At 44.4% G+C, this 15,655-nt stretch carries 10 protein-coding genes and 1 CRISPR repeat array; of the genes, 1 reads left to right on the top strand and 9 read right to left on the bottom strand.

Going from position 1 to position 15,655, the window contains the following annotated elements; translation table 11 throughout:
- Positions 1–96: 96 nt before the first annotated feature.
- Genes BEP19_RS05095 through BEP19_RS05085 form a run of 3 tightly spaced genes read right to left on the bottom strand, consistent with a single transcriptional unit; the run spans position 97 to position 4,744 of the window.
- Positions 97–1,218, bottom strand: coding sequence for a nucleotidyltransferase family protein (locus BEP19_RS05095; RefSeq protein WP_120188777.1), 1,122 nt, complete (start codon positions 1,216–1,218; stop codon positions 97–99).
- A gap of 23 nt (positions 1,219–1,241) precedes the next feature.
- Positions 1,242–4,085 (bottom strand): 1,4-alpha-glucan branching protein domain-containing protein, encoded by a 2,844-nt coding sequence (locus tag BEP19_RS05090; protein ID WP_120188776.1) that lies wholly within the window; start codon positions 4,083–4,085, stop codon positions 1,242–1,244.
- The gene (locus tag BEP19_RS05085; protein ID WP_120188775.1) at positions 4,079–4,744 is read right to left on the bottom strand and encodes a DUF4912 domain-containing protein; all 666 of its coding nucleotides are present in this window, start codon (positions 4,742–4,744) and stop codon (positions 4,079–4,081) included. The genes BEP19_RS05090 and BEP19_RS05085 overlap by 7 nt, the downstream gene beginning before the upstream one ends.
- Positions 4,745–5,210: 466 nt before the next feature.
- Between BEP19_RS05085 and BEP19_RS05080 the strand changes: the two genes are divergently transcribed.
- A complete protein-coding gene (locus tag BEP19_RS05080; RefSeq protein WP_120188774.1) occupies positions 5,211–5,564 on the top strand; it encodes a zinc ribbon domain-containing protein YjdM in 354 nt (117 codons plus the stop codon).
- 312 nt (positions 5,565–5,876) lie between these two features.
- Positions 5,877–9,774: a CRISPR direct-repeat array (repeat unit 32 nt; unit sequence ATTTCAATCCACGCACCCACGAAGGGTGCGAC).
- A 174-nt stretch (positions 9,775–9,948) separates the two neighbouring features.
- Here the strand turns inward: BEP19_RS05080 and cas2 are convergent.
- Genes cas2 through cas5c form a run of 6 tightly spaced genes read right to left on the bottom strand, consistent with a single transcriptional unit; the run spans position 9,949 to position 15,448 of the window.
- On the bottom strand, positions 9,949–10,239 hold the full coding sequence (cas2, locus tag BEP19_RS05070; RefSeq protein ID WP_120188772.1) for a CRISPR-associated endonuclease Cas2: 291 nt from the start codon (positions 10,237–10,239) through the stop codon (positions 9,949–9,951).
- A gap of 10 nt (positions 10,240–10,249) precedes the next feature.
- Positions 10,250–11,281 carry a type I-C CRISPR-associated endonuclease Cas1c gene (gene cas1c / locus BEP19_RS05065; RefSeq protein WP_120188771.1) on the bottom strand — a complete coding sequence of 344 codons (1,032 nt, stop codon included), beginning with the start codon at positions 11,279–11,281 and terminating at the stop codon, positions 10,250–10,252.
- Positions 11,278–11,937, bottom strand: a complete 660-nt coding sequence (cas4, locus tag BEP19_RS05060; protein ID WP_120188770.1) for a CRISPR-associated protein Cas4 — start codon at positions 11,935–11,937, stop codon at positions 11,278–11,280. The genes cas1c and cas4 overlap by 4 nt, the downstream gene beginning before the upstream one ends.
- On the bottom strand, positions 11,927–12,790 hold the full coding sequence (cas7c, locus tag BEP19_RS05055) for a type I-C CRISPR-associated protein Cas7/Csd2 (RefSeq protein WP_120188769.1): 864 nt from the start codon (positions 12,788–12,790) through the stop codon (positions 11,927–11,929). The genes cas4 and cas7c overlap by 11 nt, the downstream gene beginning before the upstream one ends.
- A gap of 1 nt (position 12,791) precedes the next feature.
- Positions 12,792–14,723, bottom strand: a complete 1,932-nt coding sequence (gene cas8c, locus BEP19_RS05050; protein WP_120188768.1) for a type I-C CRISPR-associated protein Cas8c/Csd1 — start codon at positions 14,721–14,723, stop codon at positions 12,792–12,794.
- Positions 14,720–15,448 carry a type I-C CRISPR-associated protein Cas5c gene (gene cas5c, locus BEP19_RS05045; RefSeq protein ID WP_120188767.1) on the bottom strand — a complete coding sequence of 243 codons (729 nt, stop codon included), beginning with the start codon at positions 15,446–15,448 and terminating at the stop codon, positions 14,720–14,722. The genes cas8c and cas5c overlap by 4 nt, the downstream gene beginning before the upstream one ends.
- Positions 15,449–15,655 lie beyond the last annotated feature (207 nt).

Genomic DNA, 15,655 nt, shown 5'->3' with positions numbered 1-15,655 from the left:
AAACCTTATAAAAGAGAAACTGAAAAGTTCTCCTTTATAAGGTATATGCTCAAAATCTGTGTTTGGTCAATAAACGACCTAAAAACTTAGGCTCTTTTATAAAGCGGCCAAGGAGAAGACCCGCCCACCTACTCTTTCTTGTGGGGAAATGACCGTATTTGATTCAATATGCGTTTTAGCATGAACAGAACATTCATTACCAATGATCGCGCCCGAATCAATCAGCGTTCTTTCGCCAATGCGGCATAGGTGGTTGATCGTGCTTCCCGCTACTTCAGCGTGTCTACCAATAATATTATGATTCCATAAAATCGTTTCCCGCACACTAACGCCGCGTTGCAGCCAATTGTGCGAGCCGATGATCGTATAGCTGCCTAATTTCACTTGACTGGAGATGACCGAATTGGTTCCGATATAAATCGGTCCTTCCAAGTTTGCGCTATCCTCAATCGACACCTCATTTTCCACAAAAATGCCAGGCGCGATTTCTTTTGCTAACAACTCGACTTCCACTTTTCCATCAAGCATATCAAATTGAGTCTCACGGTAAACACTTAAACTTCCGATATCTGACCAATAGCCGTCTAAGTTAATCCCGTATAACCGCTCGTTTGCAGCGAGCAACATTGGGAACAAATCCTTACTAAAGTCAAACTTTTGATTACGCTCATAATAGGAAAAAATCGCTGGTTCCAAAATATAAATTCCCGTATTGACCGTATGACTAAACACTTGATTCCATGTTGGTTTCTCTAAAAAGCGCGTAATTCGTCCTGACGTGTCCGTCTCGATCACGCCGTATTGCGTTGGATCATCCACTTCTTTCATTAGCATCGTGACCATCGCTTCGTTTTGCTCATGAAATTCAATCGCTTGTGTAAGGTTAAAATCCGTTAACGCATCCCCGCTGATCACCAGAAAGCGCTCATCAAGGAACGATTCCGCATTTTTTACACCACCTGCTGTCCCCAATGGTTCGTTTTCATCAAAATAATGAATGTTCACGCCCCATTTTGACCCGTCACCAAAATAGTCCTTGATTTCGTCACCTAAGTACTGAACGGTTACCCCTATGTCCGTAATTCCGTGTTTCCTCAGTAACATAATGCTATATTCCATGCAAGGTCTATTTAACAAAGGAACCATAGGTTTAGGCAAGTGCGTGGTAAGCGGTCTTAATCTCGTTCCTTTTCCACCAGCTAAGATAATTGCTTTCATTCAGATGATCCCCCCGTTTAGTTTTAAGATCTTGCGGCCGCTGCTTCTACATAACTTTCCAGCAACGGGCGCTGCGCCTCTTTCAATACGTTAAAATAAACACTTACTGTTTGCTCAGCAATCCGCTCCCACAAATAGTATTGCTCCACTTTATTAAGCGCATTTTCTTTCATTTCTTGCGCCTTCTGTTCATCTTGCAGACAAGCAATGATTTGAGTCGTCAATGACGCATGGTCACCCGGATAAACCTTTAAACCATCGACGCCGTGTTCCACAATATCGGCCATTCCCCCGACATCGGACACAATCACTGGGGCGCCCGCGGCCATCGCTTCCAAAGCGACGATTCCAAATGGCTCATATAGGCTTGGAAACACCGTAGCTGAAGCCCAGTGTAACAGCTGATTGCGCGTTTCGTCCGAAATAAATCCGGTGAACATTACTTTGTCTTGAATGCCCATTTCGATTGCTTTCCACTTCAACTCTTCTAACATCGGACCTTTCCCGCCAATCACAAATTTCGCGTCAGGACACGCCCGTAAAATGTTAGGTACGCAGTCTAGCAGGATTTGGACCCCTTTTTCACGGACGATCCGTCCAACGAAGAACACAATTTTCTCATGCGGTAAGGCAAAATGAGCGCGAATGGACGGATCCGAATGCTCGATTCGCGTTAATCCGGGGTCAACACCGTTCGGGATAATGTCCAACTTATCCGCTGGAAGCTGGAACACGTCGCAAATTTCTCGCTCCATGTATGGACTACATCCAATCACACGGTACGACTCATACGTTAATTGCCATTCCAAGTGATGGATCTTTCGTTGAATGTCTGTATGAATCCCCTGATTACGCCCATGTTCAGTCGCATGAATCGTTGACACTAGCGGCAATTGAAACTGATGTTTGAGCGTTTTGGCGCTTTGACTCACAAGCCAATCGTGCGCGTGAATCAAATCGAATGGACCGTAGTTATTAATCAATTGCTTACCGTAATCAATCATGGCTAGGTTCAGTTGGAAGATCCATCCCATAAAATCAATCTCATTCGATTGAAACGTTTGAATTCGATGCACATGAACCCCTTGGTTTTGTTCATATGCGGGATATCCATCGACATGGCTCGTGAGCACATGAATTTCAAAACCCAATTCAACCATTTTGCGCGTCAAATCAAACACGTGTCGCGACAATCCTCCGACCATCATCGGCGGAAATTCCCATGACAACACGAGAACTTTTAGCTTTGAAGGTGCATGCGGGGCTGGCGCCGATGGCGCCTGTCGAGAAGTAAACGTTTTGTAATCAACGGCTGGGAAAATCGCATTGCGCCGCTCTAATTCGGTGAGCCATGCTGCATTAATGCGTTGATGTATAAGGGCATCATAAATCTCCTTGAAACGTCCAATATGATTCTTTGTGCGCTTGATCGCATACTCAACCATCGTTTGCGCATCCATAATGAACGCCCAATCACTACTTTGAGCCAATAATAATTCCCGGACCGCTTGATTTAAAGCGCGCTTTTCTAAGTCAGTTGGGTTCGGAAACCGATTTGCCAACTCGATCATCCTATGTTCCGCTTGGTGCAAATGTCGATAGATCCATTCATTGTTTTGACCTAACCACACCTCGCCGTATCCGCCGCGTCCCCAGCTTGACATGCTCAAAGCGGCCACTTCGTTTTCCGGATATTCTTCCAAATAATCGATCGGCGCTTTAAGTTTGATCGTGTTTTGATCGTAATGAATTTTGCGGCATAAAAAGTCCAACCACATCGGTCCTTCGTACCACCAATGCCCAAACAATTCCGCGTCGTAACTAGCGACAATAATCGGTTTGCGATTCATATACGAACTTGCAAATTCAATTTGCTGTTCTCGATTAAACATGAAATTACCTGCGTGACGCGCCGCAGTATCCCGAGCCCAATCCGGGTGATACAGCTCTTTTTGATGGGCATTGCCTGTAATCCGATGATATTTAATGCCAGTGTTGAGGCGAACCCCGCTTTTATGCAAGTGTGGCTTTATGTAGTCATAATCAAGGTCGTAGCCAATATCCCGATAGTATTCGCGGTAATCGAAATCACCTGGATACCCTTCCATCGAGCTCCATACTTGTTTCGACGATTCCGCGTCCCTAGCGAAGGCCGCAATCCCTGTTGGAGTAACAACAGGGGCATATACATCATATGTCGGTTTAGGATCGGCATGCATTAAACCATCCGTTTCAGTAAAAAAGTATTCCAATCCAAATTCTTTTAAGATCGGATCCAATTCAGCTTTATAGCCGCATTCAGGAAGCCAGATTCCCCTCGGGGCCCGCCCCAAATGCTGATAATGAACTTTCACCGCATTTTCAATTTGAGCCCGCAACGCCATTTCCGTTTTGACATAAGGTAAAAAGGCATGGGTCGCAGAACATGTAATCAGTTCCAAATAGCCTAAATCTTGCATTCTCCTAAATCCATTAATCACATTTCGCTGATAGATTGTCTCAAAACTATCTTGCATATGAAGAAACTTCTTATAGTACATGCTAGCCAAATCATTAAGATCTTCGTTGTCAGCCGTCCGTTTGATTTCCTTTTTGGCCAATTGAATTAAGTTTTCGATGTAGGCGCTGTACCGTCCTTGCAAAAGAGGATCCGACAGCATCGATAACAACGTCGGGGTTAACGACATCGTCAGACGAAACGGAACCTGATCTTCATGCAATCCCTCAAACACTTGTAGAAGCGGAAGGTATGTCTCCGTAATCGCTTCAAATAACCATTTTTCTTCAATATATTGTTCACTCTCAGGATGCCGAATATACGGCAAGTGAGCATGTAAAACGAGCGCTAAGTAACCTTTTTCTACCATAGTTTTCTCCTATCTGCTCCCCCGTGAAGCGTGTATCCTGTAAAATCTCGCAGCCACTCGGGTTCTATTGACTCTGCTGGTCTTCTCCACGTCGCATGTTCCCTCCACGGTTGAATTTCCGAAGCTGGCAATTGGACGGGATCTGAGCGTAAAATCGTAAAGTAACGACCATCCAAGGTCAACGTTCCATAATCAAGACAATAATTTCGCCGCGATCCAAGTTCGTTTACAAACCAGTTATTAGCCAAATCATGGATTTGAACATCTTTATAGTAATGCGCGTTATTCCCATTAAAATACACATCGGTCACATCATAAACACGCAGCACTTTTGGCAAAACGCCCCAGGAACAACTAAAGTGTTCCTCTACTAATTTTTTTCGATCGTCCGTAATCTCCCAATAAGCATATAGGCTTGCTGGGCCTTGCGGTAAAAGAACAAGCTGGTCTTCCCCATAATTAGGATGAACTTCAGCGTCATGCAGCTGGATCATCTGCTCCTTCGACTTCTCGTTTAATTCTACATTCGTTTCTGGTTGACTTTTTCTGTACAATTGGTAGCGCACCCTTCCAATGGTTATCTGTAATTCATCAGCAATTTCCTGATGGGTCAAACCTTGATCTCTAAGTCCCAGAATTTTCTGCAATAATGGGTTCAATCATTTCAACTCCACGACTTAAAAGTTTCTGAATCTGTTTTTATCATAACGGAAAAATAAGGTAAACTGGAGAGAAAAAATACTCAAAATTGCGATAGCAATCGACAGTTGCCCAAATATGCTGGAGGTGTGTGTCGAACCCTCCCGCTTCATCGGAATTATATTGGCAGAGCCCGTCAAAACGTGTTGGATTATGAATCATAAAAAAATAGGCTGAAGCCCTATCCTGCTTCGAATGAAGCAGGTCTTGAGTCCGAACTGAGCCAAAAGTGTAAGACCATCTCCAGTCTATTCAGTCTTAACGCGCTTCATGCCTGGCGCCTTGATCTATTCGAATCTATGGCCATCTGCTAGATTCTCATCAGACTAGTCTTTACTCAGTCATATCTCCACTCTAGCCAAGAGACTAGCTTGTCAATCATTGAAAAGTATGGCAGTATATAGAAGATTAGGAGGGATAAAAACGATGGCAAATTTACCGGATTGCCCAAATTGCAATTCACAATACACCTATGAAGACCGAGATCTGTTCATCTGTCCTGAATGCGCGCACGAATGGAATCCAGATGCGGCGGAAAGCGAAGCAACGCAAGATGGACCTGTTATTAGAGATGCCCACGGCACGATTCTACAAGACGGGGATTCTGTTACCGTGATTCGAGACCTTAAAGTAAAAGGCAGCTCGAACGTAATCAAAATTGGAACCAAAGTAAATGATATCCGCTTAGTTGACGGCAGCCGAGACGGCCACGACATCGATTGCAGAGTCGACGGTTTTGGTCAAATGAAACTAAAATCAAAAGTTGTCAAAAAGGCCTAAAAAAAGCTGATCCATCCAGGTGTTTTCCCCGCTCAAATCGTAGTTTGCGGGTGTAACTCCTCGTCATGGGTCAGCTTTTTTCTTGTTTTCAAGAGGGTATTCTGGGGACGGATGGAGGGTGGGATTCAACTCTGAAAGATGAACAGAAGAGAAATAACAAGAACCTCAATCCACACACCCTTGGATATGACAAGGTAAGTCATAATTCACACGAAAAATCAAAGTCCAAGGGCGTTCATCTAAGCTATGGTGGTCATATTGTTTATATTTATAATAATCTCAATTGTCGCACTTGAATTGACCCATTTTTACAATTCAATCCACGCACCCACGAAGGGTGCGACCCACCTTGCTTTGTGCCCCCGCTGGCGTTTCTTTAATTTCAATCCACGCACCCACGAAGGGTGCGACTGTGTAAATTGTGTCGGTAAACTTGGCCCCCTCAGATTTCAATCCACGCACCCACGAAGGGTGCGACATAATTCTACAAAGATACTCAGACCCAAAGAGGTTATTTCAATCCACGCACCCACGAAGGGTGCGACGACATATTCATGATGCGGATAAACGGGGACAGCATATTTCAATCCACGCACCCACGAAGGGTGCGACATCCATTATAGGCTACGACATTGTTCTTTTTATATTATTTCAATCCACGCACCCACGAAGGGTGCGACCGTATTGTTTACAGTAGTAGCATCACTGATGCTTATTTCAATCCACGCACCCACGAAGGGTGCGACTACCGGATATAGTTCTCATGATACTTTACCAATTATTTCAATCCACGCACCCACGAAGGGTGCGACTTTCATTAAGTGCGCCTTCTGCGGTTTGGATTAAAATTTCAATCCACGCACCCACGAAGGGTGCGACTGCTCAAAATAAACGGATGCAATTAGCACAAGGGGATTTCAATCCACGCACCCACGAAGGGTGCGACAGTAATCACAAGCCACAGGGTTACCGAAATTAAAATTTCAATCCACGCACCCACGAAGGGTGCGACTGAAAGAACATTAGGACTCGTCACAGGTGAATCTATTTCAATCCACGCACCCACGAAGGGTGCGACGTTTTAGCATCTTGCATTAAAACGTTGTCAGGATCATTTCAATCCACGCACCCACGAAGGGTGCGACGCCTAGTCGGGATTGATACAGCACAAGCCAAATTATTTCAATCCACGCACCCACGAAGGGTGCGACTCTGCGATTGGTGGATATTCAACATTAGATAAATCATTTCAATCCACGCACCCACGAAGGGTGCGACAAGAATTAACAGGATCTAAGGTGGACGAACAATTTTATTTCAATCCACGCACCCACGAAGGGTGCGACAAGCGGAGTTAGACGATTTGAGGAGGCATAAAATATTTCAATCCACGCACCCACGAAGGGTGCGACAACGGGGAGGAGGGGAGAGGGGAGTCAGTCGAATATTTCAATCCACGCACCCACGAAGGGTGCGACAGTAATCACAAGCCACAGGGTTACCGAAATTAAAATTTCAATCCACGCACCCACGAAGGGTGCGACTTAATCTAAATGTACAAGGTGTTGACCAATTAAAATTTCAATCCACGCACCCACGAAGGGTGCGACGTAACCTCTCTTTTGTACTTGAACTCAGAACAATATTTCAATCCACGCACCCACGAAGGGTGCGACTCGTGCTTTTATGTTGGATTGCGAGGGCCTGACGATTTCAATCCACGCACCCACGAAGGGTGCGACCAGTTCTTCGTAGTCTTTAACGCCGCTTACTTCGAATTTCAATCCACGCACCCACGAAGGGTGCGACGGCGTTGCGCTATAAATTATTCGGATTGGAACAATTTCAATCCACGCACCCACGAAGGGTGCGACTCTATGCCCGAAATCACCTATATGCCCACTGGACAATTTCAATCCACGCACCCACGAAGGGTGCGACTATACATTTAAAACCAAACGGTCATGGACGATGTATTTCAATCCACGCACCCACGAAGGGTGCGACGTACGGGGGTGAGGTAATGGATTGCCCCAGATGCATTTCAATCCACGCACCCACGAAGGGTGCGACTAAGCGAGGGTTAACTGATGATGTGCTAGTTGATATTTCAATCCACGCACCCACGAAGGGTGCGACTAGCTCTAACGGATCTATAAAAACGTGGTTAGTTATTTCAATCCACGCACCCACGAAGGGTGCGACCTGTTGGGTGTCAGTCCTAATACCATCGTAAGCATATTTCAATCCACGCACCCACGAAGGGTGCGACTGTCGGGTGATGATTACATTGCGACAGACACACAGATTTCAATCCACGCACCCACGAAGGGTGCGACTTTTAAATATCCTTGTTAGACAATGGGAGACTTCAAAATTTCAATCCACGCACCCACGAAGGGTGCGACCGCACACAAAAGACGGTTGATGGGATTTTAGAGGATTTCAATCCACGCACCCACGAAGGGTGCGACTATATGAGTGACCTAAACGATGCCCTATTGGTCATATTTCAATCCACGCACCCACGAAGGGTGCGACTATCCGAGGGGCATCGCGTGGACTTTTATGACTTATTTCAATCCACGCACCCACGAAGGGTGCGACGTTATGTATGATTGAGTGGCACTCATTACACAACGATTTCAATCCACGCACCCACGAAGGGTGCGACTTTTCAAGGTAACTCGAACATACCAAAGATAGTCATTTCAATCCACGCACCCACGAAGGGTGCGACGGGGGAGAGTGGGTTGAGGGGGCTACACCAGAAATTTCAATCCACGCACCCACGAAGGGTGCGACTTAAGCCTCCTCCTCAACAATCGCCTCAACTTCTTATTTCAATCCACGCACCCACGAAGGGTGCGACTGAATCTGCAACTTGTCGTATTCAGTTGCGGGTTGCGCTATTTCAATCCACGCACCCACGAAGGGTGCGACATATATGCCACGCTCGTTGTAGATGGTTGTGTTATAAATTTCAATCCACGCACCCACGAAGGGTGCGACGTCAGTCGATCGACATGAGTTAAGTGTCACCAAAATTTCAATCCACGCACCCACGAAGGGTGCGACTTTCCGTCGCCGTGATGGTGTTGTTACAACAAGAATTTCAATCCACGCACCCACGAAGGGTGCGACGCATTATCCAGTTTGTTGAGGGGTTAACCAGTGAATTTCAATCCACGCACCCACGAAGGGTGCGACTTTTTTTCTTGGACTACACAGAGTGCGGGACTATTATTTCAATCCACGCACCCACGAAGGGTGCGACAAACAAGTTCCATCGTTCAGGTACAACGAAAAAGATTTCAATCCACGCACCCACGAAGGGTGCGACTGTCTGATGTAGATAACAAACCTCCTAAAAAATTATTTCAATCCACGCACCCACGAAGGGTGCGACACAACTCGTAACTCTCTTTCCAAATCTGTTGGTAATTTCAATCCACGCACCCACGAAGGGTGCGACCTCCTTAACGTCTTTTGTTAGCCACCTGTAAACCATTTCAATCCACGCACCCACGAAGGGTGCGACGCTACATAAACATTGAGGTCATTGTTCTGTATAGCCATTTCAATCCACGCACCCACGAAGGGTGCGACCAGTCCCAAGCAATGTGATTATAGATCCCACAGATATTTCAATCCACGCACCCACGAAGGGTGCGACTTCTCGCGAGATAAATAAAGACTTAGATTTCCTAGTATTTCAATCCACGCACCCACGAAGGGTGCGACGTTTTGTGGATAAATGCCGCTATTGAAAAGGACGATTTCAATCCACGCACCCACGAAGGGTGCGACCCGGCCGCAAGCTGACCGTCGCTGATTGCGTAGAATTTCAATCCACGCACCCACGAAGGGTGCGACGTTCGTAGTAACGATAGGCTCGTCACCAACAGGCATTTCAATCCACGCACCCACGAAGGGTGCGACCGGGGTCATTATGTTGAAGATTTTCAAAATGACCCATTTCAATCCACGCACCCACGAAGGGTGCGACACTGTTTATGTCGGCCATATTCATCCTAGCACAAATTTCAATCCACGCACCCACGAAGGGTGCGACTATAACCTCGTTACTTTAAATAGATGTGGAGCGGAATTTCAATCCACGCACCCACGAAGGGTGCGACTTTGAGCGATGCACATTTGATTCCTTCGTACAGCGAATTTCAATCCACGCACCCACGAAGGGTGCGACAGCGATTTTTGACTAAAAGTGAGCAAATTAAGATTTTTTTACTCAAAAATCACTATTTTCTTTATTCGAATAAAGAACTCAGTTAAATTAAATGTCACATTCGATAATTATCGACAATATCCTAGGTGCGGATGTCCTAGGTAATTTATGTTCACTTACTATCCGCACCGAGGGTTAAAAGATTAAAGGCCCTTCTAGATCCATCGATTCCTTCACACCAAAATGTTCTACTTTACTCTTGTGATTGTTACCCAGTCTATAAAACCTAAGACTGTCTACCTCCATATCAATCAAATTAACAAGCTCCATCTTTAATTTTGTGAATTGCGTTGCATCTACTATACACTCAAAAACAGAGTTTTGCACCCGCTGTCCATATTTTTGGCAAGCCTTTGCCACGTGACGAAGTCTTCTTCTCCCTGCTTTATCCACTGTTGAAACGTCATACGTGATCAAGATTAGCAATTACTTTCACCTACTTCCATAGGAATGGCGGGTATTGGTCAAGGTCGCCTCGTAAATAGCGGGCTAATAATAATGCCTGCGCATGTGGCGCAAGGCCCCACGACATCCTTTCTCCTAGAAAGGGGTGTGTTATTTTTTCTTGTTTTCTATTTTGCCAGGCTTCTAAGAACTTTTTCCTTGCCTCATCTGTCATCAGGACGGCTCCGTTTTCCTTTTTATAAAAATCTAATGGACCGATCACTCTCCGATTAATGAGACTTAATACAAACCTGTCTGCAAAAATTCCGCGTAGCTCTTCCATGACATCTAAAGCCAATGACGCTCTTCCTGGACGGTCCCGATGTAGAAAGCCGACATAAGCATCCAGTCCAACTGTTTCTAACGCAGCAGCCGTATCATTCGCCAACAACGTATACGCAAACGACAGCATCGTGTTTACGTTGTCCATCGGCGGTCTACGGGAGCGATGATGAAAATAGAAATCTTCTTTTTGCTGCAAGATCATTTGATTAAATAAACGGTTGTAGCTAATCGCAGCTTGTCCTTCTAGCCCTCGTAACCGTTCTAAATCTTCACAAGCGTGAATGTCGACCATCAAAGCAGATAAATGTTGGGAGATCTTTTTAAATTGCTCCACATCGATTCGAAGTGGATGTTCTCTGGTCATTCTCTCGATCATCCACTTCTGATTATACACTTTACCCATTATGAAATTTCGAGCCACTTTTGCAGACGAATTTTCATTGTCTGACAACCGATATTGCTTCTTTCTCAGCACTACATTGCCCCGACTTTCTCCAACAACTCTAGCTAAGAATCTCCCATTCATCGTCAAGAACACAATGGAGATGTTGTGATCCGCGCAATACCCCATTAATGCCGGACTTGCTCCCGTATATCCAAAGCTTATAATCGATTCTAAATTATGCAAAGGCAGTCGACCAAGTCTTTCTTCATCCTTCAAAAGAACAACATTTCCTCCATCCAGAGCTAAATAAACATCAGGCTGGGTGACGTATAGTGTATTTAAAAGTTTTTTCACTCCCTGATTTTCCTTCCAATAAAACTTTCAACGGATTCCTTATTCATTAATTTAGGTAAACAAATATGTTGAAGGGAGCAGTTACGACAGAATGATCCTATTTTTACTTTTGGAGTATGATTACGCGCATAATAGTCATGCATTTCCGAAACTATGGATTGAACCTTATTTCTATACGAGTCCGTAATCGCCACCTCGAGTCGACGTTTTATTTCATGATAATACATGAAGCCGTGTGTTACATCGCATAGCAACATCTCTTCTAAACACATGGCTTGAGCGGTCAATTGTAACAAATCGGCATCGTTTGTTTTCGGTTTGCCGCGCTTATATTCAACAGGATGCGCGACATACCTCCCTTCATGACCATGTAGCTCAACGCCTTGATCATCTTTAATGAATTCAACCACATCGCAAACACCAGATATTCGGAGCTCGTTAGACTGAATTGGCATCGCTCGTACAATTAACTTGTTTCCCCTCTTTTCTTTTATAAAGGGCTGATCCGCTTTTTGGTGTAAAAATTGTCCTTCCAATGTTTTCACATTTTCCGCCCACTGCTGTTCAATATGAATTAACGCCCATTGACGTTTACAAAACTGATAATGTTGGATGCCTGACAACATCAGATAGTTTTCTTCATTATTAGCGCCCATCCAAAACCTCGGTGGTTAATCCTTCCAGTTCATATAGCTCTATCGCATAATCATTAAGCGACTTTGGTTCCTCTGTCCGTTTTTTGATATCTAATAGCCGATGAACTTTGGCGGACGAATATTGTCCTAGTTTTGACGCATGTTCCCACCAGTAGACCTTATGTACTTCCATGCTGCCTTCAGGTCTGGCAGAAGAAGCATCGTTTTCAAATAAAGAAATGAGAGATTCTTTGATTTTTAATGCATCTTCCTTTGTGAATCCTGTTTTTTCCGCTAATTGTGTATTGATGCTGCCATAAAAAATATAAACTCCAAAATCAACACGGTGTTTCATCCCCATCGTGTCCGATCCCCTTTTTTCGTTTGGTTCGGAATTGACGCTTTTCGTGATTTGCATGCTCGTAATCTGGATCGGATCCACGCTTACCGCCGTATGGATTGACACGGGCCCTCTGACCCCGACGGATACCCCACCACCACTACCCGCTCCCCGAAACGCGAATACTTGGCCGAAACTGCGCACATCGATCCACTCTTGACAAGCCAGGCGAGCATATTCATCGCTTGATTTATTCTTTCCTTTACTGGCCTTAGCCAGTTCCGGGTGTGCATCCGCACGAGATCGCAAACTATCAAACTCGTCTACTTTTCTATCATCGGACTGCACAAAAATAGATTCCCCCATATCTAGCAAACGGTTTCGAATTTTTCTTTTAATCGCAACATCTGATATTTCGCCATGACCGTCATAATTTTGACGCGGACGATTTCCATTAAGTGGATCCCCATTCGGGTTTGCTTTTGTAACCGATAAGACGACTGCAAAATCGATTTTTTGGTCTAATGTAGACATTTTAATTTCCCCCTCGCGCTTCGTTTTCTTTTACGCCCCGATCTGTTTCTCTTTTTTGATACAGTTCATGTCGTTGACTATAAAATCCTAACAAGTATTTTCCTGACAAAGGTTGGTTATTAAAATCCGTAATCTCTATTCGAGACGCGATTTCATCGATTAATCCGGATAAATAACGAGCTTTCGTTCCTAGACGTGCTTGGTATGGCTGCAAACCTTCCTGAATCGTCTTCCATGTTCTCTCCGGATGTCGTGAAAAAGAATTCATATAACGAATCGCATTCGTAGAACGGGTTTCACTTGGGCCCAAAGCGCGTCTTTCTAACACATCGGCAACGGCTAGCAGTCGTCCAAATAAATAATCGCGATCATTGTTCTCTGTATCTAAGGCCATATCATACTCCCCCTTTTGGTCGCTTAAGATTTTGTTTATAAGGGCGCAGGTAACACTTAATGTTTTCTCCCATTCCCATCGGTCCATCGACACGGGATTCGAAGCCCGCTGAACAGCGCTTCTCACTATATCCAACGGCAACGACCGCCCATCTACAATGCAAGGAACTAAACGTTCCATGAGCCCTTTCACGATCTTGTCGCTTGCAAGAGGTCCATAAGCAGCGAAAGCAACATCCTTTGTGGACGGTGAACCGATATAGGACACCATCTTACCCTCACTATTTTTTCGATGGCGATGACGCCACACACATGTTGTATGCCACGCCTTTAATCGGTCCAAGTAAAGATCTTTATCCATATACCGATAGTACAGAACAGCCATTCGACCAGTTGTCGCTGAATCAAGGATCAAAATATATACACTGGAATGCGTCGTTGATAAATCCCCTCGCAACCCGTCGATCGACTTTTCGATCTCTCGGGCAAACTCCTTTAACGTGTTTGGCGAGCGCTCAGTCTTTGATTCAGTTGACACGCTTCCAAATAAGTCGAAGCTATCTTCAACGAGATCGGGAAGATCGAGTTGTTCATTTCCCCAAACGAGAAATACGCGACCATCAACGATCTTTGCTTGACGGTTAATCAGCCATTTTAAAGCATTGTGAGCTTTCTGCGAAACTTCATAGCTGACATTAGCGACCTCATTACTCTCCGAGAACCGACCTCGGTATGTAAAACCACTGGAATCATTCGCGGAAATTAACTTGGCCTTATCTGCGGCATGCCTGATCTTATTCGTATGCTTATCGGTGCTCGGCAATCTCTTCCCTGTTACGTAACAGACATCCTCATTCTCATTCCCTAGCTTTGCCTGATAGTAGCGAATAAAAGATTGATACATTTCTGCGCATTTCCATATATCCGTTAAAATCTTGTCGGGCGATCGGACGTTAAAACGTACAAAAGCGCCTTCTTGATCCCCAGTTAGCGCCGAAAAAATAGCAGGTCGTTCTCCATAACGATCCTCATAATCTTTGTTCCATTTACTTAGTAGCTGTCCGTCATCATCAACAACAAGTATTTTTTCATTAACCAAGTCTTGTATCAAAGATCTTTTACTTACATAGCGGTAAATGCTCTTCACTACATCCATTGCATACGGTGAATTTGTCCATTTCTCCAACTGTTTCAGGTACTCCGCGAAATGTTCTTTATTTTTCACGTTTCCGCCATACGCGATATAATCCCCCGCTACGTAACTCAATTTATCATGTAATGGGTAGGGAGCGACCTTCGAACCGGCTCGATTCGCGGCATCTTCCGTGCACGGAATCAACGTGCTGGCATCACTCTTAGCGATGACTGTTGCAGAGTGAAATTGCCCATCCTCTGTAATGTTCACATCGATATGGGCGTTTTGAGTTGTGTGGGAAATGGGCAAAAGCGTATATTCTTGTCCGTTTCTCTTTTTTTCAATGACGCCTACTTGATCCTGATTGGATTCATAAGTTTCATATAGGTGGAGTAGCCAACTCATCGATCCCACTCCTCTTCAAGCTCCCGCCATAATTGTTCTGCAGAGGTCATATTCGTCTCATCAAAATGTCTCGGCTCCATGTCGGTAATTTTGCGAACGTGAGCACATTGATCAGGTCGAACAAACTCGATTACACCATTCTTCATGCTTGGCTGCCATAGACGGGCTTCCATTTCATTTCTGCCCGTTTCGTCTGGATAATTAATGCCGTGCATCATCGTTCCAAAATGGATTTCACCATCGTAATCATCATAATACCCCTCACCTGAGCCGAACAAGCAAGGTTCGACATAAGCCTGACACTCTCTAGCCCCTAGGAAAATATCTCTGCGACCGCCGACCTTTAACGAACGTTTCATAATATTATGGTGCTTATGCTCATTACGATCAAAAGCGAGATCTGGACGATGCGGATTAAAAATAAAATGGGCCTGAACTTGATATTTAACATCTCTTAAATACGTGTAATGAGCCAACGTGTTTCCGCCCCGACCACCATACTCAATTGGACGCATACCTTTTGACTCCATACGAATCGGGTTCATCACGCGAACTTTATCAACGATAATTAAAAGCGTTGGCTTCCAGTAAATCGATTCTGTAATTCCTTTCAAAGCCTCGTATGTAGGTATTTGGTAGGACATCTTTTCCCCACCAAGCTTTGTTAATGGATCTGTAAATAAAGCGTAACTCCCATATACTTCAAATTGAATCGAATTCCTCATGAGAACACCTCCTTTTTTTGAATATTATTACATCTCTAGATTAAATGGTACATTACTCCTGGTTCTTTGGCAATATAAATAATATAATATATGAATTACACCATAATCCTACACTATATGCTATAATGACATGTCGCTTATAAAAGTGCGGGTTGAAAAATATAGTATATGATTTTTTAAAAAGAATTAAAAAAACCAAGGATGAAA

It is taken from the genome of Ammoniphilus oxalaticus, from assembly GCF_003609605.1.
GTDB classification, from domain to species: domain Bacteria; phylum Bacillota; class Bacilli; order Aneurinibacillales; family RAOX-1; genus Ammoniphilus; species Ammoniphilus oxalaticus.
The sequence above is the reverse complement of the archived record's forward strand: the minus strand, read 5'-3'. Positions and strand labels throughout refer to the sequence as shown.

What these genes read in the sequence shown, in the direction of transcription:
- BEP19_RS05095 (WP_120188777.1), bottom strand. Translation starts at nt 1,218, where the DNA reads ATGAAAGCAATTATCTTAGCTGGTGGAAAAGGAACGAGATTAAGACCG.
- BEP19_RS05090 (WP_120188776.1), bottom strand. Translation starts at nt 4,085, where the DNA reads ATGGTAGAAAAAGGTTACTTAGCGCTCGTTTTACATGCTCACTTGCCG.
- BEP19_RS05080 (WP_120188774.1), top strand. Translation starts at nt 5,211, where the DNA reads ATGGCAAATTTACCGGATTGCCCAAATTGCAATTCACAATACACCTAT.
- cas4 (WP_120188770.1), bottom strand. Translation starts at nt 11,937, where the DNA reads ATGGGCGCTAATAATGAAGAAAACTATCTGATGTTGTCAGGCATCCAA.
- cas7c (WP_120188769.1), bottom strand. Translation starts at nt 12,790, where the DNA reads ATGTCTACATTAGACCAAAAAATCGATTTTGCAGTCGTCTTATCGGTT.
- cas8c (WP_120188768.1), bottom strand. Translation starts at nt 14,723, where the DNA reads ATGAGTTGGCTACTCCACCTATATGAAACTTATGAATCCAATCAGGAT.
- cas5c (WP_120188767.1), bottom strand. Translation starts at nt 15,448, where the DNA reads ATGAGGAATTCGATTCAATTTGAAGTATATGGGAGTTACGCTTTATTT.